We start from the raw sequence: 25,767 nt of genomic DNA on the forward strand, positions 1-25,767 counted from the left end.
ACTGCGGATGACATGGCGGCGATGGGGCAGGGACCCTCGCATAAAGACGTAGCCCGGTTGGATAGGAGCATGGTACACTATGCCCCTTGTGGTCGTTTAGTCGCAGCACCGCCTGACCGACCTATGGGAACTCTGACGGGGTTGGGCGGATTGTTACCGCTAGTGTGCCACTGCATGCGGCGTGGCACGAAGTCGGGAGTGAGTGGAATGGGCAGGATGATTATCGATGCCGCCACCAGCATGGACGGGTTCTGTGCCGATGCTCGTGGCCAAAGCATCATTCCCATCGAGGCCCTCAACCGTGCGGACTTGCGTCAGCCGCTGGTATCCGCCTGCGGTGCGGTGGTGATGAGCCGCCGCAGCTTCGATACGGTGGCGGACCCGGATTGGTTCGCTGACAATTACGAGCTGCAGGTGCCGATTTTCGTCGTGTCCGACGATCCGCCGCCAGCACGCTACCCCAAGGAAAACGAACGCTTGCGGTTCCATTTCCTCGACACTTTCACCGAAGCGTTCGAGCGGGCGGAGCAGGCAGCCGGAGAGAAAGCCGTCCTTGCCATCGGCGAGGCGAGCACGGTGCAGGCCGCTTTGCTGTCGGGCATGGCCGACGAGATGTGGCTGCGCGTCATTGCCAAGGAAACCGGCGGCGGCACGCCCCTGTTCGGGCCTGGCAAGCCGGGCAAGGAATTCTTTGTCAGCGCCGTGGAAACGACACCGGGCACCGTGCACATGAAACTCGAACGCCGCGTCGAGCATTAGCCTTCCGCAAGCATCAGGCCAGGGCGGGCTGCAGGTCCACCTGCTTGCGATGCTGCGTTATCGTCACAATGAAGATGCCGAGACCGGCAAGTGAAAGCGCGGCGCCGATCCATCCGGTCGACGTGAGGCCATAGCCCGCCGTGATCGCCAGCCCGCCCAGCCATGGGCCAAGGGCATTGGCGATGTTGAAGGCGCTGTGGTGCGCTGCGGCGGCCAGCGCCTGCGCCTCGCCGGCAACGTCCATCAGCCGGGTCTGGAGGATCGTGCCGAGCCCGCCGCCGAAACCGATCAGGAGGATGACCGCAGTGAGGCTCCAGATATTGCCCGCCGCCAGCGGGAACAGCGCAAGGGCGACCGCGCTCCACAGCAGGGCACCTATGGCCGCGCGGTTCTGGGCGCGGTCGGCGGCCCAGGCCCAGAACAGGTTGCCCACCGTCATGCCGACGCCGAACACGGCCAGGATCACCGGCACCATGCTTTCCGAGACGTGGGTGACCTCGATCAGGGTCGAGGCGACGTAAGTATAGACGGCAAAGAGGCCGCCGAAGCCGATGGCGCCGGTCAGCAGCGTCAGCAGGACTTGCGGGCGGCGCAGTGCGCCCAACTCGCGCATCGGGCTGGCGCCTTTCGCGGCAGTCTGGTGCGGCGCGAACAGCGCGACGAGAGCCATCGTCAGCAGCGCAAGGCCCGATACGACGGCAAAGCCGCTGCGCCAGCCCATTGCCTGTCCGAGCCAGTTCGCCAGCGGCACGCCGATGATCGTCGCGACCGTCAAGCCGGACATGACCAGCGCAACGGACTGCGCGCGCCTGTTCGATGGCACCAGCGAGGCTGCGACGAGCGCGGCGACCCCGAAATAGGCCCCATGCGGCAGGCCGCTTAGGAACCGGAAGAGCAACAGCAGGTCATAGCTTGGGGCCATGGCGGACAGGCCGTTGCCCAGCGCGAACATGGCCATGAGCCCGATCAGCAGAGCGCGGCGCGGCAGCTTCGCGGCCAGTACCGCGATGACCGGAGCGCCCACCACCACGCCCAAGGCATAGGCGCTGATCGCATGGCCGGCCTGGGGCTCGGTAATCCCTAGATCGCGGGAGAAATAGGGCACCAGGCTCATCGCCGCGAATTCGGTCGTGCCGATCGCGAAGGCACCCATTGCCAGCGCCAGTGTGACGAGAAAGGGGTGGACCGCGCGGGCGGAGGCGCCGCTCGACTCGTTGATGCTGCACTGCGGTATGGACATGTTCGCGATGTAGTGCCCTGCGCCAGCAAGGGTAAGGGCAGCGGCCTTGCGTTTATCTCACGCCCCGGTTCTTTCCATGCAACCGCAAGCGACCCTTGAAAAATCTGGGCAGGCACTGAGGAATGGGCCGTCCCGCGGCATCATTCAGAGACGTGCAATTCGATGCGGCGAGGCATGATGGGACATAAGGCGACGAAAGTGCCGGCGATTACGCTGGGTTTCTGGATCATCAAGATTCTGGCGACGACGCTGGGCGAAACCGGCGGCGATACGCTGTCGATGACTTACGACCTTGGCTATTGGCTGAGCACCCTGGTATTTTTCGTGCCGCTCGTCCTCCTGATCCTGGCCCAGGTGCGGGCTGTGCAGTTTCGCCCCTGGCTTTATTGGGCGACGATCGTGGCCTCGACCACGGCCGGCACGACAATGGCCGACTTCGCCACCCGCTCGCTTGGTATCGGTTATCCCGGCGGAACGCTTGTTCTGGGAGCCTTGGTGATCGGCTCGCTGCTCGTCTGGAAAGCCGTGAATGGCTCGGTGTCGGTCGATACGGTCGTTTCGGCGCGTACGGAGGCCTTTTACTGGCTGACCATCACATTTTCGCAGACCCTTGGAACCGCGCTGGGAGACTGGGCCGCCGATGACGGCGGTCTGGGCTATCTGGGAGGCGCGGCCCTTTTCGGCGGCCTGCTGCTGGCGCTCGTTGCGCTTTGGGCTTTTACCCGGGCGAACCGCGTGGCGCTGTTCTGGGTGGCATTCGTGCTCACTCGCCCGCTGGGCGCCACCGTTGGCGATTTCCTCGACAAGCCGCTGGCGCAGGGCGGGCTCGATTTCAGCCGCCCGATCGCAACGGCGGTGCTGGTCCTCGGCATCGTCCTGCTGATTGCAGTTCTGCCGCAAAGGGCAGGGAGGCACCCCGGCGGCACCGCGCCCGCGACAAGCTGAGCCGGACCCGACATCAGGCGGGTAAGCCCCCTTCCTTGGGCGGAACCACAAGGGCGCGGTTACGCAGCCGGGTTGGTAGTGGGGTCGCTAGGGAGCCCTTAGAGGCCCGGGTCGAATTCCGGTGCAACCTGCTCGGTATGGTCGGGTGTGTGATGCGCGACGTGGATGCCGCACTCGGTCTTGTCCCAACCGCGCCAGCGGCCCGAACGCGGGTCTTCGCCCGGTGCGACCTTGCTGGTGCACGGCATGCAGCCGATCGAGGGATAGCCTTCGGCCACCAGCGGGTGCGGCGGCAGGTCGTGCTCCTCGATATAGGCGGCAATCCGTTCGGGCGACCAGTCGATCAACGGATTGATCTTGAGGCGGCCCTGTTCGTCGGTCGTGTCGATCTCGAAACGCGGCAGCGTCGCGCGGGTCGAGGCCTGAAAAGCCTTGCGTCCCGTGATCGAGGCATCCAGGCCGAGCAGGGCCTTTGCCAGCGGCTTCACCTTGCGGATGTCGCAGCAGCCGTCCGGATCGTAGGACCAGCGCAGGCCGGATTCGTCCTTCTTGGCCAGTTCCTCGGCATCCGGGGTCAGGTTGCGCAGGTCCTTGAGGCCAAGGCGCTCGATCAGCAGGTCACGGTAGGCGAGTGTCTCGGGGAAGTGCTTGCCGGTTTCCAGGAACAGGACCGGCACGCCGGGGTCGACCTGCGAGACGAGGTGGAGCAGCACCGCGGATTCCGCACCGAAGCTGGACACGATCCCGACATCGCCCGCCATGCCTTCCTTGAGCACCGTCTCGAGCATTTCGATCGTGTCGGTACCGCGGAAGAGGCGGTTGAGGCGCACGGCATCGGCCTCGGCAAAGCGGGGGCCGGTGTCAATGCGGTCGCGGATGCGTGTCGCTTCGGTCATATCGGAAATCCTCGGTGAAGCTCCGGGTCTGGCGCCGGCCTCAGGCCGGGTGCCGTAGCGCCCAGATAGGCTGGCGGCCGTCAGCCGTCGCCTGATAGACGTTGTCCCAACGCTCGAACGCGTTCTGCGCGTCGGTCGGGTTGAGCGGCTTGTCGGGCGCGAAAGCGTCGAAGCCGCAGCGCTTGAGATGACTGAGCATGTCGATCACGACATCGCCCACGGCGCGGATCTCGCCGGTAAATCCCGCTTCGCGCAGGACCCGGGCCGAGGAATAGCCGCGCCCGTCGGTCCATGCCGGGAAATTCACTTCGACCAGCGCAATGCGGTCGAGGTGGGGCAGCAGGTCGCGGGCGTCGTCGCCCGGCTCGATGCGCACGGCCGAGGCATTGCTCTGCTCGGTGAAAGCATCGACCGTGACGGCGGGATCGTTGACCGCTTCATCGTCACGGAAGCGGAACTGGACATCAACCATAGATAGCCTCCTTGAACGGATCCATGCCGATCCGGCGGTACGTGTCGAGGAAGCGTTCCCCGTCCTCGCGGTTGGACAGATAGACTTGCGTGGCCTTTTCGACGGCATCGACGATACCGTCCTCGTCGAAGCCCGGGCCGGTGATCTTGCCCAGTGACGTGTCGGCGCCTTCCGAGCCGCCGAGCAGGAGCTGGTAGTTCTCCACGCCCTTGCGGTCGACGCCGAGGATGCCGATGTGGCCCGCGTGGTGGTGGCCGCAGGCGTTGATGCAGCCGGAGATCTTCAGCTTCAGCTCGCCGATCTCGGCCTGCTTCTCGGCGCTGCCGAAGCGCTCAGAAATCTTCTGCGCCACCGGGATCGAGCGGGCGTTTGCAAGGCTGCAGTAGTCGAGGCCCGGGCAGGCGATGATGTCGCCCACGGTGTCGAGGTTGGCGGTCGAGAGACCGGCCTCGTCGAGCTTCTGCCACAGCGTGTAGAGGTCGGCCTTCTTCACGTGCGGGAAGACGATGTTCTGGGCGTGGGTGACGCGCAGTTCATCGAAGCTGTAGTCCTTGGCGAGCTGGGCCATCAGGCGGATCTGGTCGGCCGAAGCGTCGCCCGGAATGCCGCCCACCGGCTTCAGCGAGACAGTGGCGATGATGTAGCCGGCCTGCTTGTGTTCCTGGCAGTTGCGCTCCACCCAGAGGCGGAAGTCGGGATCGGTCAGGTCGAGTTCGTCGGACAGGCCGGTCTCGTAGGCGGGGTCGACGAAGTACTGCTTGATGCGCTCAAGCTCGGCCAGCGGCGGCTCGATGCCCTGCGACATCAGGTGCGCGAACTCTTCCTCGACCTGACGCGTGTATTCTTCCTTGCCCAGTTCATGGACGAGGATCTTGATGCGCGCCTTGTACTTGTTGTCGCGGCGGCCATAGCGGTTGTACACGCGCAGGCACGCCTCGGAGTACGTGATCAGCTGGTCGAGCGGCACGAATTCGCGGATGACCGGCGCGATCATCGGGGTGCGGCCCATGCCGCCGCCGACGTAGAAGCGCGCGCCGATCTCGCCGGCGTCGTTCCTGACCATCCTGATGCCGATGTCGTGCAGCTTCATCGCCGCGCGGTCGGTCTCGCTGGCAATGACGGCGATCTTGAACTTGCGCGGCAGGGTGAGGAATTCCGGGTGGAAGCTCGACCACTGGCGCAGCAGCTCGGCATAGGGGCGCGGGTCGATCACTTCGTCGGCAGCCGCACCGGCGTACTGGTCCGAACTGATGTTGCGGATGCAGTTGCCGCTGGTCTGGATGGCATGCATCTCGACCGAGGCGAGATCGGCGAGGATGTCGGGCGTGTCTTCCAGCTTGATCCAGTTGTACTGGATGTTCTGGCGGGTGGTGAAGTGGCCATAGCCGCGGTCGTACTTGTCCGCGATGTCGCCCAGCATCTTCATCTGCGTCGAGTTGAGGGTGCCGTAGGGCACCGCAACGCGCAGCATGTAGGCGTGCAGCTGGAGGTACAGGCCGTTCTGCAGGCGCAGCGGCCGGAACTGGTCCTCGGTCAGGTCGCCGGCGAGGCGGCGCTTCACCTGGTCGCGGAATTCCGCGACGCGCGTGTCGACCATCTGCTGGTCGTATTGGTCGTACTTGTACATCAGATCACCCAGTTCACGGCTTCGGGTTCGGACGGCTTGAGCGTCAGGTCGGGGCGCACGGTGGGGCCCAGGGCGCGGATGCGGTCCTTGATATGGGCGGGGCGAACGCCCTCGGCGTCCTTCTGGCCGTCGATGATATAGGCGGCGAAGACGTTCTGCGCGCCTTCCTCGCGGGCGATGACCGCCGCGCCATGCTCGCCGACATCGGCCGATTCGTTGACGTCCAGCGACCAGCCCACGCCGGTCCACCAGATGACCGCTCCGGTCTTCAGGTCGTTGCCCGTAAGAATTTTCACTGCCCTATCTCCATGTTCTGGGCCTCAAGCGCCAGGGCGCGAATGGAATTGTCGGTATCGCCGGATTCGGCGCGTGCGACGTCGCCGATAACGATGAGGGCGGGACTTTGCACCCTCTCATCGCGAACAAGATCGGCAAGGCCGGCCAGCGAGGCGCGCAGCACGCGCATCTGCTTGCGGGTCGCGTTCTCGATGACGGCGATCGGAACCTCCGGCGTCAGGCCGTCGGCGATCAGCTTTTCCGAGATCTGGGCGGCGGTGGCCAGGCCCATGAAGATCACCAGGGTGCGGCCCTTGCCGGCAAGGCCCGACCAGTCCTGATCGGTAAGGCCCTTGCACTGACCGGCGACGAACGAGACGATCGAGGCGTGGTCGCGGTGGGTCAGCGGGATCTGCGCCGCCGCCGATGCGCCCAGCGCCGAGGAGATGCCGGGCACGACCTCTACCGGGACCCCGGCAGCGCGGCAGGCTTCGGCTTCTTCGCCGCCACGCCCGAAGACGAAGGGATCGCCGCCCTTGAGGCGCACGACGTCGTTGCCGGCAAGCGCTTCCTTCACCAGCAGGTCGCAGATCGCCTCCTGCTCCATGGTGTGGCGCGAGCGGCTCTTGGCGACGGAGATCAGTCGCGCCGACGAGCGGGCCATGGAGAGGATCGCCGGATCGACAAGGCCATCGTGCACGACTAGGCCGGCCGACATCAGCAGCCGCGCGGCGCGCAGCGTCAGCAGGTCCGGATCGCCCGGGCCTGCACCGACGAGATAGACGGTGCCGATGCGGCCTTCCTGACCGGTAGTGGCGGGATTCGCTTGCATGGTGCGCCATTTGGCCGCGATGGCCCGCCATTGCCAGCCATAATGGCTTTCGAGGGGGTAAGGGGAGCTTTAGGCCACGGTTGCGACGAACCGTTGAGGCTTCCGGCGCGCGCAATTCCGCCAGTTTCGCATGTTTCGCCAGTGGTCCGAAACATGCCGGGGCGGACTGCGGAGGCCCTCCTAACCAAATCTTAACCGTAAGGGGTGACGATTTGGGGATCTTTCAGGAGGTTACGTGCATGGCCATTGCCGCTCAATTCGATGAACTACCGGTCGATGCGGCCCGACCGCGCGCGCACAGGCGCAAGCTGCGGCTGGAAGCGCGCGGTGCGTTGGAGTCCGGCACCGAGACCTCCGTCGTCATTCATAACCTCTCCGAATCGGGCATGCTCATGGAGAGCAAGACCGAACTGGAGATCGGCGAGGCCATCGACCTCGATTTCCCCGAGGCGGGCCAGGTCCACGCGACGGTCGAATGGGCAAGCGGCACGCTCTACGGCTGCAGCTTCGACAAGGCGCTGTCCGCTTTCGCACTGAGCGCGGCACAATTGCGCGGCGCGGTCGAACCGGGTGTCGAGCCGGACGGTTCGGCCAAGGTCCAGGGCGTTGCCGCGATCGGCGGCGAAACGCTGGGCGAGCGACTGCACCGCCTGCGCAAGTTGCGCGGCATGACCCAGGGCGAACTCGCCGAGAAGCTGGGCGTCAGCAAACCGACCGTATGGGCCTGGGAACAGGACCGTGCGCGGCCGATCGAGGATCGCATCGAGCCGATTGCACAGGCTCTGGGCGTCACGGCGTCCGATCTCAAGCCGACTCGCACGATCGTCGGCCTGCCCGAACTGATCGCCCGCTGCCGCAGCCAGATTGCCGAAGCGGTCGAAACGACTCCGGAGAAGATCAAGATCATGATCGAGCTGTGAAGCTCCATCTTTCCCAAGATTCAGGGGCTTGGAGGGATCGGCCCCGTAAGCCTTGTGCATAAAAGATGGTTAACCGGCCCAACCCCTGAGAATCCCGCTTTTCCGTTCCGTTTTTCGATGTTAAATAACTGAATATTAAGGAAATATTTAGTTTCGTTAGGTAACAGGGCTAACGCGACGGATGTTTCCGTCAGTTATCGGACGGATGTGTGCGCCGGGGCAGGGCCCCGGGTGCTCTCCGGTCCAGTAGGGAAGCGAGAGTCCGGGGCTTATGACGATGGGCATGAATTTCACGGTAGAGGAGACTTCGGCACTTTACGGGTTGCTGGCCGACAGCAGTTCCGATGTGATCCTGAAGACGGACCGTGAAGGTTTCATCGTCCATGCCTCGCCGGCGTTCGAGCGGCTTGGCTTCCGCATCCCCGGATCGTTGATATCGCCCAACCTGCTGGACATCGTCGAAAGCTCGCACCGCGACATGGTCAGCCGTGCGCTATCCGATGCGCTAGAGGGGCGTGAAGTGGGCCGATGGGTCGAATTCCCGGCTGTCACCGCCGACGAACGCCAGCACTGGTTCGAGATCCAGGCGCGCGCCCTGCGCGACGACGAGGGCGAAATCTACGGCGCGCTCAGCATCATGCGCAGCATCGACGAGCGCCGCCAGCTCAAGGACCAGCTCTTCGCCGCGACTTATACCGATCCACTGACCGGCCTGACCAACCGCGCCGCCTTTATCTCGATGCTCGAACACATGATCGAATCGAACATGGACGGCTGCCTGGCGCTGTTCAGCATCGATTTCTTCCGCACCATCAACATGAAGTACGGCCAGTCGACCGGGGACGAGGTCCTGCAGGTCTTCGCCGATCTGCTTCGCGAGATGCTGCGGGCCGAGGACATCATTTCGCGGATCGGTTCCGAGCGCTTTGCGGTGCTGCTGCCGCGGACCTCTACCGAGCAGGCGCAGGCGATCTGCCACCGCGTGGTGACGACGCTGGCCGAACTGCGCCAGAAGGTGGGCGAGAGCCGCTTTGCCATCACCGCCAGTGCCAGCATCGCCCACATCGGCGACAATCTCGACCGGACCATCGAGCGGGCCGAGCTTGCGCTGTTCTGCGCCAAGGCAAAGGGGCGTAACCGCCTCGAATTGGAAAAGGAACGTCCCGTAGCCACGCACTGAGCGTTCGGGCTGCGCGTTCGGGGCGGACGGATCAGGCTTCGGGCCCGGGTCCTGCGTTCTTCCCGCTGCTTGCCTTGCTCTCGCGCATGGCCTCGATCAGGTCGCGAAGCGCCTCGTTCTGGCGCAAGTTGATGTCGCGCTGCGGGAACGGGATCTCGATGCCGTGCTCGTGGAACAGGTGCCACAGGTTCTTGAGCACCGCCGAGCGCACGTTTCCGGTGCCTTCTTCGGGATCGGTGATCCAGCAGTGGACGATGAAATTCACCGAGCTGTCGCCATAGGATTCCAGCCATGCGGTGGGCGGCGGCGCTGCCAGAATGCGCTTCACGCCGCGCGCCGCTTCCAGCATCAGTTCCTCGGCCTTCACGATATCGGCATTGTAGGAGATGCCGACCGGCACCTGGATGCGCACGTTCTTGGACGAGTAGGACCAGTTCTCCACCTGATTGATCATCAGGTTTTCGTTGGGAATCAGGTATTCCTTCTGGTCGCGGGTCGTAAGCGAAACCGCGCGAATGCCGATGCGGCGGATCTGGCCGAAGGTGGAATTGCCCGCCTGGTCGGTGATGGCGATGACGTCTCCGGGCTTGATCGACTTGTCCATCAGCAGGATGATTCCCGCGATCAGGTTGCCGAAGGTCTTCTGCAGGCCGAAACCGATGGCCAGACCGAAGGCGCCGGAAAAGACCGCGAAGGCTGTCAGGTCTATGCCGAGGACATCGATGCCCACGAGGATCGCGATGCCCCAGATGACGAGGCTGACCATCTTTTCGGCCAGGAGATGCTGGGTCGTGTCGAGCCGGCTCATGCGGCCGATCACCCTTGCGGCGAACTTGCTGGCAGCCCAGGCGACCGTGATCACGAGCGCCAAGACCAGCATGACGACGATCAGGTCCCACACCGATATGCGCGTCCCGCCGACCTGTACCGCCAGGCTGTCGAGCGAGTTGATGATGTCGCCGACGGTGCCGCTTTTCGAAGCGACGGCGTTCTTGAGCCCTTCTGCCCCTGAGATCGCCTGATCGTCAATCGGGGTGGGCGAGGGGGCCGGGACCAGCACGCCGGGATCGACTGCGCTGGTCGAATCGGACAGAGGCGTGCCCGCCGCCGCGGGATCGAGCGGGGCGCTCACGATCCCTGCATCCGCGCGAGCGCCTGTTCGATGTCGGCGATAAGGTCGTTCGGGTCTTCCAGCCCGATCGACAGGCGCACGCCGTGGCAGTCCTGCGGATCGCCGCCGTGCGGCGGCCAGGCCATGCATGTGCGATAGTGCGAAGGCTCTATCGGCAGGGCAAGGCTTTCGTAGCCGCCCCAGGAATAGCCGATCCCGAACAGCTCCAGCGCATCGATGAAGCGGTTGCGGCTTGCCCCGTCGCCGCCCTTGAAGGTGAAGCTGAACAGGCCGCAGCCACCGGTGAAGTCGCGCTTCCAGAACTCATGGCCGGTCGATCCGGGCAGCATCGGGCACAGGACCTGCGCGATTTCGGGCCGCCGCGAGAGCCATTCGGCAATGGCGAGAGCCGAGGCGGTTTCCTGACCGAGCCGCAAGTTGAGCGTGCGCAGGCCGCGCAGGGCCAGCGATGCGTCGTCGGGCGAGACGACGGTGCCCAGCTGCTGCGCGCGCTGGCGCAGTTTCGCATAGAGTTCCGGCCCCGCGCTGGCACAGCCCATCATCAGGTCCGAGTGCCCGCCGACATGCTTGGTGAGGGCCATCAGGCTAATGTCCACGCCCTTGTCGAGAGCGGCGAAGCCCAGCGGTCCGGCCCAGGTGTTGTCGAGCACCGATACCGCGCCTTTCTCGCGGGCGATGCGGGCGAGCGCGGGCACGTCGCACACTTCCATCGAGAGGCTGCCCGGCGCCTCCAGCAGGACTGCGCGCGTCTTCTCGCAGAACAGGGCCTCGTAGGCGGACAGGTCGAGCGGGTCGAAAAAGCGGGTCTCGACGCCAAGGTCGTGGAGCAGGCCCCTGCCCATGGCCCGGCTCGGGTCATAGGCATTGTCGGTCATCAGCAGCACGTCTCCGGGCCGCAGCAGGGTCAAGAGAACGCCGGCGATGGCCGCCACGCCGGAGGGGTAGAGCACCGTACCGGCGGCACCCGGTTCGATTTCGGTCAGCGCATCGCACAGGGCCCACTGCGTGGGCGCGCCGCGCCTGCCGTAGAAAAACCGACCGTCCTCGTTGCGGCGCGGTCCTTCCGCGAGGTCCTTCGTGCTATCGTATAAGTGCGTGCTGGCACGCCAGACCGGCGGGTTGACGACCGCTCCGGTCCATTCCCTGCGCCGGCCGGCTCCGACCAGCTTCGTGGCATGTGCCTTGTTTTTCAGCCCCGTTGAATCGCTCAAGATCATCTCCGCTGTCGCGCGGAGAAGCCTAGCCCGCTGCGCGTTGAGGGTCGAGAGGCAAGGTCCCCGTTTGCAAGGGTATTTGCCGTGCGGCCTCGATTTCGCGGGCGGCAAGCGGCTCGAAGGTGCGCGGGCCGGTGTCGGTGCGCAAGGGTGACAGGCCGGTGCCGCTGCCCGGAATGCCAAGTGTGAAGACACGGCGCAGCGCCAGTCCATCGGCACCGGTCAGGCACAGGCGCACCAGCGGCACGAAAAGCGCCGCGCCGCCCTGGCGCATGGCGCGGATCTCGGCCAGCGGCAGCTGGATCTCGCCCTTGAGCTGCGCTGTCCCGCCGGCTTCAAGGCCCTGCAGGTCATGAAGCCGGGCCATGTCCTGCACTTGCGGGGCCAGCTGCCGATCCTGCGAGAGCGAGGCGTGGGCGGAAATCATGTCTCCCGACACCGTGACCGGCCCGCGCGCTTCCTCGGCAGTGAGCGTGAGGCGGTACTGCAGCGTGGCGTAGAACAGCGAGAGGCGCATTGCGACCGGTTCGAGATCGACGCCAATTTGCGCTGGGCTGCCCGCGGCAGGGGCCGGGCGTGGCGGTACGACCGGTTTGCGCGGAGCCGGCGTGAAGGCGGGTTCGGGCAGCGGACGCCTCGGTGCGGAATCGAGCGTCGGCGCGGCATCGAGCGGGGGTGCGGCAGGGGGGCTCTCCGGATGCGCCTCGGTAGCGGTCTCGCCGGTTTCTTCCCACTCCAGGTCCTGCGGACGGCGTCGGCGCAGGAGGAACAGCGCCAGGGCAATCGCGGCGATGCCTGCGGGAAGCGCCCACCACCATGCGGGCCGCGACGGGGGCTCGGCGCCGAAGGCTTGGGGCTCGATTGTCTGCGGGGCAGGGGGGTGTTCAGGCTGCGCAGAGGGCTCGACGGGCGCGGGGCTTTCGCTTGCGGTCGGCTCCGGGGCGGGGACCTGCGCTGCTGGGCGCTGCGAGGCTGAGGGCTGGGAGGGCGCGGTCGTCTTGGGCGTGGCGGGCTTGGCCGCCGTGCGTGCGGTGGGCTCGGCAGGCGGAGGCGGCGGCGCGGTGACCAGTGGAGCCGGCGTCGGACTGGCGGCAGGTTTGGCCGACGGAGCGGTCTCAACGGTTTCCGGGCGAAGGATCGGGTGCTGGGCGTCGACCGGCCCTTGCGGCGCAGGTGCGCTGGAGGCCGAGTCCGGTTCGGGCAAGCTCCACGAGCCGACCGGCTGCGCATGGCCGATGACCGGTGTGCCCGCTAGCAGCAGCGCAAGAGTGATGCGAGTGTGAGTCCCGTTCAAGCCCCTCATGCGCGAGCCATCACAGGATTCTCGCTGAACCGAAAGTTAATGCGCGGGCTCTCCGCGCCGAGCCGTTGCGGCCTGCCGCCAAACCGGCGCTTGCTTGCTTCCGTCGCTGCCATATCAGGCTTGTCATCGCGGCGCGTTCGGGTCATGGCCGGGGCATGAGCGATACACCCGCGAACCCCCTTCACCTTGGCCAGCAGAGCGCGCTTCCCGCGTCTCCGACCGAAGCGGTGCTGGACTATGTGCCCAACCCGCGCGCCGGTTCCCTGTACATGGTCCGCTTTGCCGCGCCGGAATTCACTTCCTTGTGTCCGGTCACCGGTCAGCCCGATTTCGCGCATCTCGTGATCGACTATGCGCCTGGCGAGACCATCGTGGAATCGAAGAGCCTGAAGCTCTTCCTCGGCTCCTTCCGCAATCACAGCGGCTTTCACGAAGACGTGACGGTCGGGATCGGCCAGCGCCTGTTCGACGAGATGAAACCGCGCTGGCTGCGTATCGGCGGATACTGGTATCCGCGCGGCGGCATACCCATCGACGTCTTCTGGCAGTCGGGCGCGGTACCCGATGGGCTCTGGGTTCCCGATCAGGGCGTGCAGAGCTACCGCGGGCGCGGCTAAAGCCCCGCAGCGGCGAAATTCACGCCGTTAACGCGGCGCAGGTCAACCTTGCCGCCACCCAGCATCGAGAGTTGCCTGCTCGACAGGCACTGGGCGTAGACGGTGGGATATTCGGCGCGTATGGCGGCGTCGCTGCCCAGCGCTTCGTCGAGCCTGGCCGTGCATTGCGCGCGGGTCTGATAGGTTTCCACCGGCATGCGGAGGCGTTCGCAGGCGCTGCCGTCGTCGCTGCAGCCGAACAGGGCGAGGGCGATCAGTGTAGCACTCATGCCTATGTCTCCTTTCATCAGAAATAACGGAGCGGATGCGTAAAAGTATCCCGATCCGGGCAAGAAAATTGCGATCCACGAAAAAGCATTGCCGTTCAGGGCGTTGGTTCCGGGCGCGCATTGCAACTTGCAACGCGCATCCTATTTGTAGGCGGGAACTGCGGGTCGCGATGTGGGCAATGTCCCATGGTCGCGCGTGAGAAATGCCACACCTCGCAACTGCATCGTGCCGCGGGAGCCTCGATGGCGCGGTCCGCGGATTTTTTCCTTTCGATGCAATAGACACTGGAACCCGGCGCGCGGCTGCGCGTAAGAAGGCGGCACATGGATCATACCAAAGCAAGACTCATCATTCGCCCAGCGACGGTTGCCGATGCTCCGGCCATCGCGCGGTTGTCCATCAAGGTCTATGGCAAGGCCGACTCCTTCACCCGCGCCGAAATCCGCGGCCAGCTCATCAACTTTCCCGAAGGCCAGTTCGTCGCCGAGTACGAAGGCAAGATCGTCGGCCACTGCGCGACGATGATCGTCAGTGCCGATCTCGCGTTCAAGCCGCATACCTGGGAAGAGATCAGCAACGGCGGCTATGGCCGCCCGCCGGCCGTGGACGGCGATGTCCTCTACGGTTTCGAGGTCTGCGTCGATCCCGACTTCCGCCGCCTGCGCATCGGCCAGCGCCTGTACCGCAAGCGCAAGGAACTGTGTCAGCATTTCGAGCTCAAAGGCATCGCCTTTGCCGGGCGCATGCCCGGCTACGCGCGCCGCCGCCGCCAGTATCCCAACCCGGCCGATTACGTGCAGGCCGTGCGGGAGAAGAAAGTCCGCGACCAGGTCATCCTGTTCCAGATGAACGAAGGGTACGAGCCGCGCGGAATCATGCCGGACTACATTCCCAACGACAAGGAATCGGGTGGCTTCGCGGTCCTGATGTACTGGACCAACCCGCTGGCACCGCGCGATACCGGCAAGGCCGTGCCTGGCCTGAAGGAACGCGTGCCCAGTTCGGTGCGGGTTGCAACCGTCCAGTTCATGATGCGCAAGATCGAGACGATCGACCAGTTCGAGGAACAGGTCGAGTACTGGGTCGACGTCGCTTCGGATTACGAGTCCGACTTCGTGGTCTTCCCCGAGCTGTTCACGCTCGAACTTCTCTCCATTGAGGAGAAGAAGCTGCAGCCGGCCCAGGCGATCGAGAAAGTCGCTACTTATACGGACCGTTTCGTCGAGTTCATGTCGCGCATGGCGGTAAGCTACAACGTCAACATTGTCGGCGGCTCGCACCCGACCAAGGTGAAGCGCGAAGGCGGCGGCAGCGAGATCCGCAATATCGGCTACACCTTCCTGCGCGACGGTGCAGTGCACGAATCGGAAAAGCTCCATCCCACGCCCTCGGAGCGCAGGTGGTGGAACATCCAGGGCGGCTACGGTGCCAATGTCATTCCCACCGACTGTGGCCCGATCGGGGTCATGATCTGCTATGACAGCGAGTTCCCGGAACTGGCGCGGCATCTCGTCAATCAGGGCGCGCTCATGCTCTTTGTGCCGTTCTGCACCGACGAGCGGCGCGGCTTCCTGCGCGCGCACTACTGCTGCCAGGCCCGCGCGGTCGAGAACCAGGTCTACGTCGTGACCTCGGGCGTCGTCGGCAACCTGCCGAACGTCGAGAACATGGACGTCCACTATGCCGAGAGCGCGATCCTGACGCCTTCGGACTTTCCTTTCTCGCGCGATGGCGTGGCGGCCCATGCTCCCGCCAACACCGAGACCATCGCCATTGCCGATCTATCGCTCGATTCCCTGCTGACCGCGCGTCAGTCGGGAACCGTCCAGAACCTGCGCGACCGCCGCTTCGACCTTTACCGGGTCGAGTGGACGCAGCAGCAGGCCTGAGGCCGGGGAACCCGCAATGGCCTTGCCAGACCTCCACGCCTTCGGCGCGATGTTCATCGCGCTGGGGATGTTCTACGGCTTTGCCAACGGCACCCTGCGCGTGGAAATCGTTTCGCTGCTGACGATCGGTTCGATCGCGCTCCTGCTCTACGTCCTGCCGATGCCGGGGCAGGACAAGTATGCAGGACTGGCGCTCGCCTTCGAGGGGTTCGGGCACTACGCGCTGGTGACGATCTGTTCGCTGATGATCCTCGGTCGAGGGCTGGTCGTGACCGGCTCACTGGACCCGGCGGCGCGGGCACTGGCCAGGGTATGGCAATACAACCGGTCGATTGGCCTGCTGTTGACAGTGGTCATGTGCATGTTCCTCTCGATGATCATCAACGACACTCCGGTGCTGGTGCTGATGATCCCGATTCTGGCTCAATTGGCGGGGCGCGGGGGCATGCCGGCATCGAAGACGCTGATCCCGGTCAATGCCGCGATCCTGATCGGCGGCATGGCGACGACCATCGGCACCTCGACGAACCTGCTGGTCGTCTCGATCGCGCAGGACCTGGGCATGAAGACGCTCACGGTCTTCCACTTCACCCCGATTGTTCTGTGCGCAATGGTCTTCGCGCTGCCCTACATCTGGCTGGTCATGCCGCGGCTGCTCCCCGACAATACCAAGGCCGTGGCGGTCGAGAGCCGCACGTTTCTTGCCAAGCTGCGGGTCGAGGGCGATTCGCCGATGCGCGGCAAGACCATCGAGGAAGTGCGCGGCAACGTACCTGCCGGGGTGAGCGTCTGGCTGCCGGTCGGCGCGAACGGCTCGGTCGACCGCCGGGTCATGGCCTCGGGCACGCTGGAAGACCTGCAGGAGGCCGCCCGCAAGCTCTCCGCGAAGCTCGCGCCGACCTGGCTGCTGGAGCGCATTCGCGCCAATTCCAGCCGCACCGGCGACGATCTGATGGTCGCCGAGATGATCATTGCTCCCGACAGCCGCCTGATCGGCCTGACGCCCAAGACGGCAGGCTTCGTCGGCGTGGCGCTGCTGGGCATCCACCACGCCCGCCAGCCGTTCCGCGATACCCGCCTGCATTCGCCCGATGCACCCATGATGGAAGGCGACGTGATGCTGGTCATGGGTATGGCCGGCGATCTGCGCCGCTTTGCGGAGAGCGACGGCTTGTTGCAGCTGGAAGGCGGGCAGGAAGTGACGCGTTCCACCAAGGCTCCGGTCGCGCTTGCGATCATGGCCGGCGCCGTCGGCCTTGCCAGCGTCGGTCTCGTGCCGATCGCGATTTCCTCGCTGGCCGGTGCGATCCTGATGTTCGTGACGGGGTGCGTACGCTTCGAGAGGGTGGGGCGGGCGCTGTCAGCGCAGGTCATCGTCCTTGTCGCCGCCTCGATTGCGCTCGGCAAGTTCATCCTCGTCTCGGGCGCCGCGGCATGGATGGGCGGACTGCTGGCAAGCGGCCTGCAGTACCTGCCGCCCGCAGGCGTGCTGGCCGCGATCATGGTCTTCGTCACCATGCTCACCAACTTCGCCTCGAACACCGCGGCAGCGGCGGTGGGCACCCCTATCGCCTTCAACATCGCCAGCCAGCTCAACCTGCCGCCCGAGCCGCTGGTGCTGGCGGTGCTGTTCGGCTGCAACCTGTGCTACGCGACCCCGGTCGCCTACCAGACCAACATGATGATCCTGACCGAGGGTGACTACCGTTTCGCGGACTACTTGCGCTCGGGCATCCCGCTGGTGCTGATCATGGTCGCCGCGCTTTCGACCACGCTGGTTTACTGGTACGGAATCTAGGCGCCAGTCACCGACTGACTGCCAGTCATCCCGGAACTACCTGTTATCCCGGACGGCGCCGAGGCGACGGGCAGTTGCGCAATTGCAGCGCCTGCGTCCTAGTCCTGAGCGGACTTTCCGGTCAGGATCTGCTCGCGCAGTTCCTCCACCGGGGGCAGGCCCAGACCGTCCAGCGATTCCACGCCGATGATCGCGTCCTCGCCGAAGCAGTTGGACAGCACGATCGTCTTGGGCACGATACGCTTGCGGTTCGCCAGCGAGTAGAAAGTGCGCACCGTCGGCGCGGCGGGCTCTTCGGGGTTCTGGTCGATGACCATGGCGATCCGTTCAGAACGCAGCAGCACGAACGAGCCGACCGGATAGACGCCCAGCGCCTCGACGAAGCGGTCCAGCACTTCGCCGTCGAACACGTCGCGCATCTCGATCAGTTCCTGCATGGCATTGGCAGGGTCCGCCGCATGCCCGTTGAGCATGCCCGAGACGATGTGGTCGTACGTGTCGCAGACCGCAGCCATGCGTGAGAGAAGGTCGACCTGCGAGCCGGAGAGGTTTTGCGGAAAGCCGGTTCCATCCAGCCGTTCGTGATGGCGCATCACCGCGTTCAGTACGTCCTCTGGAACTTCTCCTGCCGCTTCGAGCAGGTCCTTGCCGATGTAGGGATGGCGATGCCAGACGTCGCTGGGGATCGCGCTGATGCCGCCCGCGTGGGGATCGATGTTGACGTAGAGCCGGCTCACGCCGACGTCGAGCAGCAGCCCGGCCATCCCGGCATTGCGCGTGTCGTTGGGCGACAGCTTCATCTGCCGGGCCAGTGAGATCATCAGCGCACTGACCGAGAGCATGTGCTGGTAGATCGTCTCGCTTTCCGCCTTGCAACGCATCAGGCCGGAAAAGGCATAAGGATTGCGTTGGATCGAGGCGTAGATGTCTTCGACTACAGGAGTCACTTCGGCAACCCGCGGCGCCTTGCCGAGGCGTGCCTCGAGGAAGACCTTGGAGATGACCTTGCGTGCCTTGCCTGCAGTTTGCCGGGCCTTGCCGAATTCGCGCGCCATGGGAACGGGCCCCGACCTGAACGCGGCTGAATCGCCGCCGGTCGGACGCGCGATGACGGGGGCTGGGCGGGGCATCGTGCGGCTTTCGAACTGGCGGGACTGCATGGTGCCGTTCGGGCGCGGCGCCGAAACCACGGTCGCTGCAGCCCTGTCCTCGTTTGCGGGCAGGTCGATGCCGCGATCGGTGTCGATGATGATGGCGTCCAGCTTGCTTGCCCGCAAGGTCTCGAGCTTGTCTTCATCGCTCAAGACGAAGCGGGCCTTCCAGAAGGGATGGCTCAGCCAATTTCCCTGAAAACCGTGAATGAACATGCCCAGTTCGACCTGGGACGTGGAAATTTTCTTTAACGCCATGCGACCGCCAAGTTTTGTCAGTAGCCGCAGGTTACGGGTCATAGCGTTAAAAGAGGTTATGGTTTCTTTGGGTAACGGTCGTTTAACCAACTGACACATTGCTTCATGGACAAGCCGCGCCCGTCACTGCAACATGAGGACAACACGCGATAAATCCGCAAGGGATGCGCGCGTTCGCCGAAGACGGGCAATGCTTGAGGGAGAATGAGGTCTTGATCAGTGCCATCGGTCTTGCAGGAGCCCTGATCCTGCTGATCTGGATGACGGTGCGGGGCGTGAACATCCTTCTTGCCGGGCCCATTGCCGCCGCGATCGTCGCGTGGACGAGCGGGCTGGCGTGGTTGCCCCCGCTCGCTGCCCAAGGCGCGCCGGATTTCGCGACTGCCTACATGAAAGGCTTCACCGGATTCTTCGGCGACTGGTTCCTGATGTTCCTGCTGGGCGCAATCTTCGGCGAAGTCATGGGTGCAAGCGGTGCGGCTGCCAGCGTGGCGCACTGGGTTGTCAGGAAAATCGGCATCCGTCACTCCGTGCTCGCGGTCGTCGCGGCCTGTGCCATCCTCACTTACGGGGGCGTGTCGGTTTTTATCGTCGGCTTCGCGGTCTATCCCCTGGCCGTGCACCTTTTCCGCGAGGCAGACATGCCGCGCCGCTTCATCCCTGGCGCGCTTTGCTTCGGTTCGGTGACCTTCACGATGACGAGCGCGGGTTCTCCCGAGATACAGAACCTGATCCCGATGCAGTATCTGGGTACCGACGCCTACGCCGGCTGGCAGGTCAGCCTCGTCGTCGCGTTGCTGATGGCGGGCCTGGGCTATTTCCTGCTCGACCGCATGGTGAAGCGGGCCGTGGCGCGCGGTGAGCGCTTCGAGAGCAGGCCGGGCGACGATACCAGTTCCGCCGACCGGCACTTGCCCCATCCGCTATTGTGCATCCTGCCGCTTGTCGCCGTGCTCGGCGTCTTCATGCTTTTCCAGTATCCGCAGGCGATAGCCGGTCTGGCGGCGCTGCTGCCCGGCGCGTCGCTGGGCAAATGGGCGCTGGTCGTCGCGCTGGGCGCGGGCACGGCAATCGCGGTCCTGATCGGCCTGCGCTCGCGCGGGGCGATGCCCGCCGCGTTTTCGCGCGGGGCGACCGGGGCGGTGGTGGCGATCACCAATACTTGCGCGGTCGTCGGCTTCGGGGCCGTGGCATCGCTGTCGCCCGCATTTCAGGCGGCGCTCGATGCCGTCCAGCACCTGCCGGGCGATCCGCTGATCGGCGCGGCCATTGCGGTGACCGTAATCGCGGGGCTTACCGGATCTGCTTCGGGCGGCCAGTCGATCGCGCTGCCCTTGCTGGCACCCGGCTATCTGGCCATGGGCGCGGACCCTTCGCAACTCCACCGTACCGTGGCCATTGCCAGCGGCGCGCTCGATAGTCTGCCGCACAACGGCTACGTGGTAACGACGATCCGGGCGATCTGCGGGGAGACCCACCGCGATGCCTATCCTGCAGTGGGCCTGCTCACCGTCGTGGTGCCGACGATCGGCCTTGCCGTCGCGATCGCGCTTTTCGCGATTGGCTGACAGGAACCGGCGGCCAGCCCGCCGGACTCTCAGTATTCCTGCAATCCTAAGGGTGAACTCAGGGCCTGCCCCTATTAACCTTGTTTCGCCGTCGCCGTCCTATCCGATCATGAGCCGGGCGAAGGGTCGCATCTGCCCGGCAGATAAAATCGGGTCGGAGTTTCAGGAATGGATCAGGGTGATCGCGCATCGCGCCAGGCAGAGAGGTTGTCCGTCATGGTCCCTGCCGTCTGCCGCCTGCGCAACGGGTTTCGCGACCAGGTGATGGTATATGACATTTCCACCGGCGGTTGCCGGATCAAGAGCTGCGCGGTGACCTTGCGGGTCGGCGACATCGTCGTGGTCCGCCCCGAAATGCTCGAAGGACTGGGCGGTGAAGTGCGCTGGGTCATTGGCCGCGAGGCTGGCATCCGCTTCGTCCAGCCACTCTATGCGCCGGTCGTCGAGCACTTGCACCGCAACCACCGCACGTTCCTGACTTCGGTGCGCAATTCAGCTTCGCCGCCGCTTCGGATGATTGCCTGATAGCGGTCTATCGCCCCGAAGTCTGCTGCCCCGCGGCGTCCTGCGCCGCGGCTTTATCCGCTGCCGCCTTCTGAGCGGTGGCGCGTGCAGCTTCGGCAGCCTGTTGCGAAGGGCTTTGCCCATAGACCCTGACTGTCGCCGTGGGCACCAGCATTTCGCTTTCCTCATCCGTCGCCTGTCCCGGCCTGACCGTGTCCTTCGGCTTTGGCGAGGCGCCCGGGGCGGGCACCGGATGCTGGACCTGCACTTCGATCCCGGCATCGGAGAAGAACTTCACCAGGGCGCCGAGGTGTTCCTCGTCTTCGCTTGAAACCGAAACCCTGGCCATGCCCCAGCGCTGGAGCGCCCATAGCGCCAGATCGGCGGAAATCGCGCCTTCCGGGTGCTTCCTGCCGTTCTCGCCTGACAGGGCAACGTTCATGACGGCCTGTGCCGGCGGCACTATTCGGACTGTCCAGCCCTGCGTCTCCTTGCTCGCAGCCTGTTCGGTCGTGCGATAGTCCGCCAGGGTCCAGCCGGGCGCTGGTATCGGTTCGACATAGACCATCCGCTGGGCGCGGTCGCTCCATACCGAGCGCGTGGGCAGGCCCACGCTCTGGCGGATGGCATTGAACGGCGGGACGTCTGCCGCGATGCCGGCCGCCGTGCGCTCCATCGCCGCATCGACCATGGCTCGGGTCTGGGCCTGCACGTCGGCGGCCAGAACCTGCTGCAGGTTGATAGTCACCTCGTCGCCCAGGGCCTTGCGGATCAGCTCCTCGGCGGAGGCTTCGGCATTGGTCGTATAGCTGCGGGCGATCACGAGGGCGTCGACCGAGGGCGCGCTGAACACGCCGGATTTGACGTCGAGCTGGGCAATGGTGACGCCCTTGGTGCCGCAAGCCTGCAGGATCGCGGCCCGCGCGGCGGTGCGGATCTTGGCCTCGGTCGACAGCTTCATCAGCGTCATCGACAGCGGCGTGCCGAGGGCGAGGAAGGCCGCGACAAGGATGGTCACGTAGCGCGGCGTCCATTCGACCTTGCCGAAGGGACGGGCAGCCCCGGATAGCCGCGCGATGAGCGCGAAGGCGAAAGTGATCGCGGCAAGGTTGGTCAGGAAGAGGAGCAGCGCGCCCATCGCGAACATCGGCTGGAACACGCCGATGCCGTAGCCGATGACGGTCAGCGGCGGCATCAGCGCAGTGGCGATGGCAACGCCGATGGCAGTGCCCCCCTTGCCGATCACCGTCGAGTAGCCGCCGGCAATCCCCGAAAACAGCGCGATGGCGAGGTCGAGCAGGTTGGGTTCGGTGCGCGCGAGGATCTCGGGCGTGGCGTTGCGGATCGGCGAAAGCCATGTCAGCAGCATTCCGGTAAGGATGCCGATGGCCGCGCCCACCGCCACCACCTTGGCCGCGTCGCGGATGCGATGGCCGTCGAGCGAGGCGAAGCCGAAGCCCATCGAGGCGATCGGCGCCATCAGCGGCGAGACGAGCATCGCGCCGATCACGACAGCAGTCGAGGATTGCAGCAGGCCGAGCGTGGCAATGCCTGCGGCGAGTGCGGACATCAGGATATAGCCGTTGGTCAGTTCCCCGTCCTTGCGCACGTGCTGGCGCAAGTCGTAGGCCTGATCCGGCGTCAATTGCGGCAACAGCACCGCGTGGGCCAGGCGCAGGCGCATGAGGTGCACGAATGCCTCGGCGCGGCGTATCCACATGGGCCGCTTCTTCCAGGCGGCTTCGACCCGGCTGGCGAATGCGGCGTTGGGTTCGCGTGCGTCGTGCGGGGAAGACCGGCCAGCGCCGGATGGGTTCGACTGACCCGGCAAAGGGTCGTCGGGCATGGCCGTCGGGGTGTCGTTCATGGTCAGGCTTTCTGTGCCGGGGCCGTTGCCTGGCGGTTCCTGATGTGGCTGATCAGGCCGGAGATGGTGCTGCCCTGCGCGACGACCGCGAAGAGGACGACGATGTAGGTGACGACCAGCAGTTCGTCACGAATGACCGAGGCGGGCAGGGCCAGCGCGAGCGCCACCGAAATGCCGCCGCGCAGTCCGCCCCAGACCAGCGTGGGAAAGGCGAGCGGACCCATGTCGATCATCCTCTTCATGGCTGCCAGCGGTACGCCGACCGCAATCATCCGGGCGATGAGCACGATCACGATCGCGCCGAGCCCGGCGAGGATATACGTGTTTTCGAATTCGAGGGCGATGACTTCGAGGCCGATCAGCAGGAACAGGACGGCGTTGAGAATCTCGTCGATCAGCGCCCAGAACTTGATGATGTAGTCGCGCGTCACGTCGCTCATGGCATGGGCGACACCGGCATTGCCGATGATCAGGCCGGCGACCGCCATCGCTACCGGTCCGCTGACATGGAGCGCCATGGCAAGACTGTAGCCGCCCATCACGACGGCAAGGCTGATCATTGCCTCGATGTTGTACTCGTCGATGGATTTCATCGCGACGTAGCCGATCCAGCCGACCACGAGGCCCAGCACTGCGCCGCCCAGCGCTTCCTGCACGAAATGTCCGATGGCAAAGGACCAGCTGAAGGTCTCGGCGCCGGTCGCCAGCGAGACGAGGATGGTGAAGACGACGACGCCGATGCCGTCGTTGAACAGGCTCTCGCCCGCGACCGTGGCCTGCAGGGTATCGGGCATGGCCGCACGCTTCATCACCGCCATGACCGAAACCGGGTCGGTCGGCGATATCAGCGCGCCGAAGACGAGGCTCCACATCAGGGGCACGGTGAGGCCGAGCAGCATGGTCAGGTAGTGGAAGGCGAAGCCGACGATTGCCGTCGACAGGACTACGCCCACGGTACTGAAGACCAGGATCGGCCAGCGGCCCTTGCGCATGTTCGACCAGCTCACGTGCATCGCACCGGCGAACAGCAGGAACGAGAGCATCCCCTCCATCAGCGTGGTGCTGAAGTCGATGTCGTTGAGGAAGCGCCCGAATTTCTCGGCCATGCTGCTGCTGGGCACCAGCTTGTCGTAAGCGACGATCAGCAGCGAGGCGAGCGTGCCCATGACCGTCAGTCCGACGGTCGAAGGGAGCTTGAGAACGCGGTAGTTGAAGTAACCGAGCCCGGCAGCAAGGACGATGAGGATCGCGGCGGCGTCGAACGCGGTCAGGTCATGCATGGGCGGGACATTAGCCTGACCTGCAACGATTTCCTAGCTCGCCCGGACGGAATCGGCGGGCACCAGCGTTCACGCGCCGCCGCGTCAGCCCAGTTCCAGCCAGATCGAGCCGAAGCCGGGAAGGGCGCCGTCGCCGCCCCCGTTCACCAGCAGCAGCACTTCGCCCTGCGCCGCTTCGGGCAGTGCGACCGGCTCTTCGCCAAGGTTGAAGAGGCACAGGATGCGCGTTTCGCCCAAGCTGCGGATGAACGACAGCAGGTTGCCTTGCGCCCGGCAATCGGTGAGATCGCCAAGCCGCAGTGCGGGATGGGCCTTGCGCAAGGCAAGAAGCCTGCGCGTGAACTGCAGGAGCGATTGCGGATCGTCTTCCTGCCGCGAGACCGCGCGTGAGAGGTTCTGCGGCGAGAGGGGCAGCCAGGGCGTGCCCGTGGTGAACCCGCCTTGCCAGCTTTCGTCCCAGGGCATCGGCGTGCGGGCCCCGTCGCGTGACAGTGTCAGCGGCCAGTTGGCGATTGCCTCCGGGTCCTGCAGCAGATCGTAGGGGATGGTGTCCTGTTCGAGGCCCAGTTCCTCGCCTTCGTAGATGATTGCATTGCCGCGCAGGGCGAGTAGCAGGGCCAGCTTGGTACGGGCGAAACGGGCCATGTCGCCTCCGGCGCACCAGCGCGAGACGGCGCGCGGTGCGTCGTGGTTCTCGAAAGCCCAGCTCGGCCAGCCGCCCGCGTCATCCGGTCCTTCGGTCCAGCGCTCGAGCGTCGCGGCAACGACATCGGCGCTCAGCAGCGGGGCATAGAGGAAGTCGAAGCCGTAGGCGCTGTTGAGGCGATTCTCGCCCGCGGTATAGGCGCGCCGGTCGGCCTGCGGTTCGTCGCCGCCGATCTCGGCCACGGTATGGATCGCGCCCGCGCCATATTCGTCGCAAAGCGCGCGCAGCCTGTGCACGAAATGGACCATGTCTGGGTGCGACTGGCTGTAGGTCTTGAGCTGGAAATCGAAGGGCCGGGTCCGGACGCGGCCATCCTCCGGCGCAGGCGGATTGTCGCGCAGCAGCGGGTCGTGCATCGCGTGGTTCAGCGCATCGAGGCGGAACCCGTCGACTCCGCGGTCCAGCCAGAACCGCGCAACGTCCAGCACGGCCTGCTGCACCGCCGGTTCATGCATGTTGAGCTGCGGCTGCTCCTTGAGGAACGTGTGCATGTAGTACTGGCGGCGGCGGGCGTCCCAGGTCCATGCCGGGCCGCCGAACACGGATTGCCAGTTGCTCGGCGGTCCCCCGTCGGGCCGGGGATCGTGCCAGACGTACCAGTCGGCCTTGTCGCCTTCGCGCGAGGCGCGGCTCTCGGTGAACCACGGGTGCAGGTCCGAGGTATGGGCATAGACCTGGTCGATGATGACCTTGAGGCCCAGCTCGTGCGCGCGTGCGACCAGTGCGTCGAAGTCGGCGAGGGTGCCGAAGATCGGGTCGACATCGCAATAGTCGGCCACGTCGTAGCCGAAATCGCGCATCGGCGAGGTGAAGAAGGGCGAGATCCAGATGGCATCGACGCCCAGCGCAGCGACATGGTCAAGCCGCCGGGTGATTCCCGGCAGGTCGCCGATGCCGTCGCCATTCGAATCCTGAAAGCTGCGCGGGTAGATCTGGTAGATCACGGCGCCCTTCCACCAGGGCGTCGAATGGGCGGTCTCGGGCAGGCTCATGCGCACCTTTCGCGGCTGGGGGCTCAGCGCGAACATAGATCACCGATTGACGCTGCGCGCAAATTTTTTGC

The 25,767-nt window shown here is 65.2% G+C and carries 23 protein-coding genes; 9 read left to right on the top strand and 14 right to left on the bottom strand.

Features of this window, described 5'->3' with window-relative positions; genetic code table 11:
- The first annotated feature begins 207 nt into the window (after positions 1-207).
- Complete coding sequence (locus PP1Y_RS11010) at positions 208-759, top strand: dihydrofolate reductase family protein (RefSeq protein WP_013832297.1); 552 nt, start codon at positions 208-210, stop codon at positions 757-759.
- Between the two features lie 13 nt (positions 760-772).
- On the opposite strand, the gene PP1Y_RS11015 is transcribed toward PP1Y_RS11010, so the two are convergent.
- Entirely contained in the window at positions 773-1,999 is a 1,227-nt protein-coding gene (locus PP1Y_RS11015; RefSeq protein ID WP_013832298.1) for an MFS transporter, read from the bottom strand.
- Positions 2,000-2,176: 177 nt separating this feature from the next.
- Between PP1Y_RS11015 and PP1Y_RS11020 the strand changes: the two genes are divergently transcribed.
- Positions 2,177-2,944, top strand: coding sequence for a hypothetical protein (locus PP1Y_RS11020; protein ID WP_013832299.1), 768 nt, complete (start codon positions 2,177-2,179; stop codon positions 2,942-2,944).
- Between the two features lie 98 nt (positions 2,945-3,042).
- Here PP1Y_RS11020 and PP1Y_RS11025 read toward each other — a convergent pair whose 3' ends face one another.
- The 5 genes from PP1Y_RS11025 to cobA are packed head-to-tail and all read right to left on the bottom strand — an operon-like array spanning position 3,043 to position 7,047.
- Positions 3,043-3,840, bottom strand: a complete 798-nt coding sequence (locus PP1Y_RS11025) for a phosphoadenylyl-sulfate reductase (RefSeq protein ID WP_007013541.1) — start codon at positions 3,838-3,840, stop codon at positions 3,043-3,045.
- 40 nt (positions 3,841-3,880) lie between these two features.
- Complete coding sequence (locus PP1Y_RS11030; RefSeq protein ID WP_007013542.1) at positions 3,881-4,312, bottom strand: DUF934 domain-containing protein; 432 nt, start codon at positions 4,310-4,312, stop codon at positions 3,881-3,883.
- Positions 4,305-5,939, bottom strand: a complete 1,635-nt coding sequence (locus PP1Y_RS11035; RefSeq protein WP_013832300.1) for a nitrite/sulfite reductase — start codon at positions 5,937-5,939, stop codon at positions 4,305-4,307. Before PP1Y_RS11035 ends, PP1Y_RS11030 begins: the two co-directional genes overlap by 8 nt.
- On the bottom strand, positions 5,939-6,235 hold the full coding sequence (locus PP1Y_RS11040; protein ID WP_007013544.1) for a DUF2849 domain-containing protein: 297 nt from the start codon (positions 6,233-6,235) through the stop codon (positions 5,939-5,941). The genes PP1Y_RS11035 and PP1Y_RS11040 overlap by 1 nt, the downstream gene beginning before the upstream one ends.
- Positions 6,232-7,047 (bottom strand): uroporphyrinogen-III C-methyltransferase, encoded by an 816-nt coding sequence (cobA, locus tag PP1Y_RS11045; protein WP_013832301.1) that lies wholly within the window; start codon positions 7,045-7,047, stop codon positions 6,232-6,234. The genes PP1Y_RS11040 and cobA overlap by 4 nt, the downstream gene beginning before the upstream one ends.
- A 239-nt stretch (positions 7,048-7,286) precedes the next feature.
- On the opposite strand from cobA, the gene PP1Y_RS11050 reads away from it, so the two are divergent.
- Together PP1Y_RS11050 and PP1Y_RS11055 are read left to right on the top strand one after the other, a co-directional pair.
- Positions 7,287-7,967 (top strand): helix-turn-helix domain-containing protein, encoded by a 681-nt coding sequence (locus PP1Y_RS11050; protein WP_013832302.1) that lies wholly within the window; start codon positions 7,287-7,289, stop codon positions 7,965-7,967.
- Positions 7,968-8,250: 283 nt separating this feature from the next.
- Entirely contained in the window at positions 8,251-9,147 is an 897-nt protein-coding gene (locus PP1Y_RS11055) for a GGDEF domain-containing protein (RefSeq protein ID WP_232512621.1), read from the top strand.
- 31 nt (positions 9,148-9,178) lie between these two features.
- Here the strand turns inward: PP1Y_RS11055 and PP1Y_RS11060 are convergent, their stop codons facing one another.
- Genes PP1Y_RS11060 through PP1Y_RS11070 form a run of 3 tightly spaced genes read right to left on the bottom strand, consistent with a single transcriptional unit; the run spans position 9,179 to position 12,787 of the window.
- A complete protein-coding gene (locus tag PP1Y_RS11060; protein WP_013832304.1) occupies positions 9,179-10,279 on the bottom strand; it encodes a mechanosensitive ion channel family protein in 1,101 nt (366 codons plus the stop codon).
- Positions 10,276-11,496: a cystathionine beta-lyase gene (metC, locus tag PP1Y_RS11065; protein ID WP_013832305.1), complete on the bottom strand. Its 1,221-nt coding sequence runs from the start codon at positions 11,494-11,496 to the stop codon at positions 10,276-10,278. The genes PP1Y_RS11060 and metC overlap by 4 nt, the downstream gene beginning before the upstream one ends.
- Positions 11,497-11,518: 22 nt before the next feature.
- Positions 11,519-12,787, bottom strand: a complete 1,269-nt coding sequence (locus tag PP1Y_RS11070; protein WP_148274951.1) for a hypothetical protein — start codon at positions 12,785-12,787, stop codon at positions 11,519-11,521.
- Positions 12,788-12,951: 164 nt separating this feature from the next.
- Between PP1Y_RS11070 and queF the strand changes: the two genes are divergently transcribed.
- The gene (gene queF, locus PP1Y_RS11075) at positions 12,952-13,413 is read left to right on the top strand and encodes a preQ(1) synthase (RefSeq protein WP_013832306.1); all 462 of its coding nucleotides are present in this window, start codon (positions 12,952-12,954) and stop codon (positions 13,411-13,413) included.
- Here the strand turns inward: queF and PP1Y_RS11080 are convergent.
- Positions 13,410-13,682 (bottom strand): hypothetical protein, encoded by a 273-nt coding sequence (locus PP1Y_RS11080; protein ID WP_232512622.1) that lies wholly within the window; start codon positions 13,680-13,682, stop codon positions 13,410-13,412. The genes queF and PP1Y_RS11080 overlap by 4 nt on opposite strands.
- Before the next feature lie 324 nt (positions 13,683-14,006).
- On the opposite strand from PP1Y_RS11080, the gene PP1Y_RS11085 reads away from it, so the two are divergent.
- Together PP1Y_RS11085 and PP1Y_RS11090 are read left to right on the top strand one after the other, a co-directional pair.
- On the top strand, positions 14,007-15,572 hold the full coding sequence (locus PP1Y_RS11085) for a carbon-nitrogen hydrolase family protein (RefSeq protein WP_013832308.1): 1,566 nt from the start codon (positions 14,007-14,009) through the stop codon (positions 15,570-15,572).
- 16 nt (positions 15,573-15,588) lie between these two features.
- Positions 15,589-17,370 (top strand): SLC13 family permease, encoded by a 1,782-nt coding sequence (locus PP1Y_RS11090; RefSeq protein ID WP_013832309.1) that lies wholly within the window; start codon positions 15,589-15,591, stop codon positions 17,368-17,370.
- Positions 17,371-17,468: 98 nt separating this feature from the next.
- Here the strand turns inward: PP1Y_RS11090 and PP1Y_RS11095 are convergent, their stop codons facing one another.
- A complete protein-coding gene (locus PP1Y_RS11095) occupies positions 17,469-18,779 on the bottom strand; it encodes an HD-GYP domain-containing protein (protein WP_013832310.1) in 1,311 nt (436 codons plus the stop codon).
- A gap of 212 nt (positions 18,780-18,991) precedes the next feature.
- Between PP1Y_RS11095 and PP1Y_RS11100 the strand changes: the two genes are divergently transcribed.
- Entirely contained in the window at positions 18,992-20,347 is a 1,356-nt protein-coding gene (locus PP1Y_RS11100; RefSeq protein ID WP_041559240.1) for a GntP family permease, read from the top strand.
- Positions 20,348-20,515: 168 nt separating this feature from the next.
- Complete coding sequence (locus PP1Y_RS11105; RefSeq protein WP_013832312.1) at positions 20,516-20,872, top strand: PilZ domain-containing protein; 357 nt, start codon at positions 20,516-20,518, stop codon at positions 20,870-20,872.
- A 7-nt stretch (positions 20,873-20,879) separates the two neighbouring features.
- On the opposite strand, the gene PP1Y_RS11110 is transcribed toward PP1Y_RS11105, so the two are convergent.
- From PP1Y_RS11110 to PP1Y_RS11120, 3 genes are all read right to left on the bottom strand, one after another.
- Positions 20,880-22,718, bottom strand: coding sequence for a DUF389 domain-containing protein (locus PP1Y_RS11110; RefSeq protein WP_041558782.1), 1,839 nt, complete (start codon positions 22,716-22,718; stop codon positions 20,880-20,882).
- A gap of 2 nt (positions 22,719-22,720) precedes the next feature.
- Positions 22,721-23,998, bottom strand: a complete 1,278-nt coding sequence (locus PP1Y_RS11115) for a sodium:proton antiporter (RefSeq protein WP_013832314.1) — start codon at positions 23,996-23,998, stop codon at positions 22,721-22,723.
- A gap of 84 nt (positions 23,999-24,082) precedes the next feature.
- Positions 24,083-25,696 carry an alpha-amylase family glycosyl hydrolase gene (locus PP1Y_RS11120; protein WP_013832315.1) on the bottom strand — a complete coding sequence of 538 codons (1,614 nt, stop codon included), beginning with the start codon at positions 25,694-25,696 and terminating at the stop codon, positions 24,083-24,085.
- Positions 25,697-25,767: the final 71 nt, after the last annotated feature.

Origin of the sequence: Novosphingobium sp. PP1Y (assembly GCF_000253255.1) — a bacterium.
In the GTDB taxonomy this organism is placed as follows: Bacteria; Pseudomonadota; Alphaproteobacteria; order Sphingomonadales; family Sphingomonadaceae; genus Novosphingobium.

What these genes read in the sequence shown, in the direction of transcription:
- PP1Y_RS11010 (WP_013832297.1), top strand. Translation starts at nt 208, where the DNA reads ATGGGCAGGATGATTATCGATGCCGCCACCAGCATGGACGGGTTCTGT.
- PP1Y_RS11015 (WP_013832298.1), bottom strand. Translation starts at nt 1,999, where the DNA reads ATGTCCATACCGCAGTGCAGCATCAACGAGTCGAGCGGCGCCTCCGCC.
- PP1Y_RS11020 (WP_013832299.1), top strand. Translation starts at nt 2,177, where the DNA reads ATGGGACATAAGGCGACGAAAGTGCCGGCGATTACGCTGGGTTTCTGG.
- PP1Y_RS11025 (WP_007013541.1), bottom strand. Translation starts at nt 3,840, where the DNA reads ATGACCGAAGCGACACGCATCCGCGACCGCATTGACACCGGCCCCCGC.
- PP1Y_RS11030 (WP_007013542.1), bottom strand. Translation starts at nt 4,312, where the DNA reads ATGGTTGATGTCCAGTTCCGCTTCCGTGACGATGAAGCGGTCAACGAT.
- PP1Y_RS11035 (WP_013832300.1), bottom strand. Translation starts at nt 5,939, where the DNA reads ATGTACAAGTACGACCAATACGACCAGCAGATGGTCGACACGCGCGTC.
- cobA (WP_013832301.1), bottom strand. Translation starts at nt 7,047, where the DNA reads ATGCAAGCGAATCCCGCCACTACCGGTCAGGAAGGCCGCATCGGCACC.
- PP1Y_RS11050 (WP_013832302.1), top strand. Translation starts at nt 7,287, where the DNA reads ATGGCCATTGCCGCTCAATTCGATGAACTACCGGTCGATGCGGCCCGA.
- PP1Y_RS11055 (WP_232512621.1), top strand. Translation starts at nt 8,251, where the DNA reads ATGAATTTCACGGTAGAGGAGACTTCGGCACTTTACGGGTTGCTGGCC.
- metC (WP_013832305.1), bottom strand. Translation starts at nt 11,496, where the DNA reads ATGATCTTGAGCGATTCAACGGGGCTGAAAAACAAGGCACATGCCACG.
- queF (WP_013832306.1), top strand. Translation starts at nt 12,952, where the DNA reads ATGAGCGATACACCCGCGAACCCCCTTCACCTTGGCCAGCAGAGCGCG.
- PP1Y_RS11080 (WP_232512622.1), bottom strand. Translation starts at nt 13,682, where the DNA reads ATGAGTGCTACACTGATCGCCCTCGCCCTGTTCGGCTGCAGCGACGAC.
- PP1Y_RS11085 (WP_013832308.1), top strand. Translation starts at nt 14,007, where the DNA reads ATGGATCATACCAAAGCAAGACTCATCATTCGCCCAGCGACGGTTGCC.
- PP1Y_RS11090 (WP_013832309.1), top strand. Translation starts at nt 15,589, where the DNA reads ATGGCCTTGCCAGACCTCCACGCCTTCGGCGCGATGTTCATCGCGCTG.
- PP1Y_RS11095 (WP_013832310.1), bottom strand. Translation starts at nt 18,779, where the DNA reads ATGGCGTTAAAGAAAATTTCCACGTCCCAGGTCGAACTGGGCATGTTC.
- PP1Y_RS11105 (WP_013832312.1), top strand. Translation starts at nt 20,516, where the DNA reads ATGGATCAGGGTGATCGCGCATCGCGCCAGGCAGAGAGGTTGTCCGTC.
- PP1Y_RS11110 (WP_041558782.1), bottom strand. Translation starts at nt 22,718, where the DNA reads ATGAACGACACCCCGACGGCCATGCCCGACGACCCTTTGCCGGGTCAG.
- PP1Y_RS11115 (WP_013832314.1), bottom strand. Translation starts at nt 23,998, where the DNA reads ATGCATGACCTGACCGCGTTCGACGCCGCCGCGATCCTCATCGTCCTT.
- PP1Y_RS11120 (WP_013832315.1), bottom strand. Translation starts at nt 25,696, where the DNA reads ATGAGCCTGCCCGAGACCGCCCATTCGACGCCCTGGTGGAAGGGCGCC.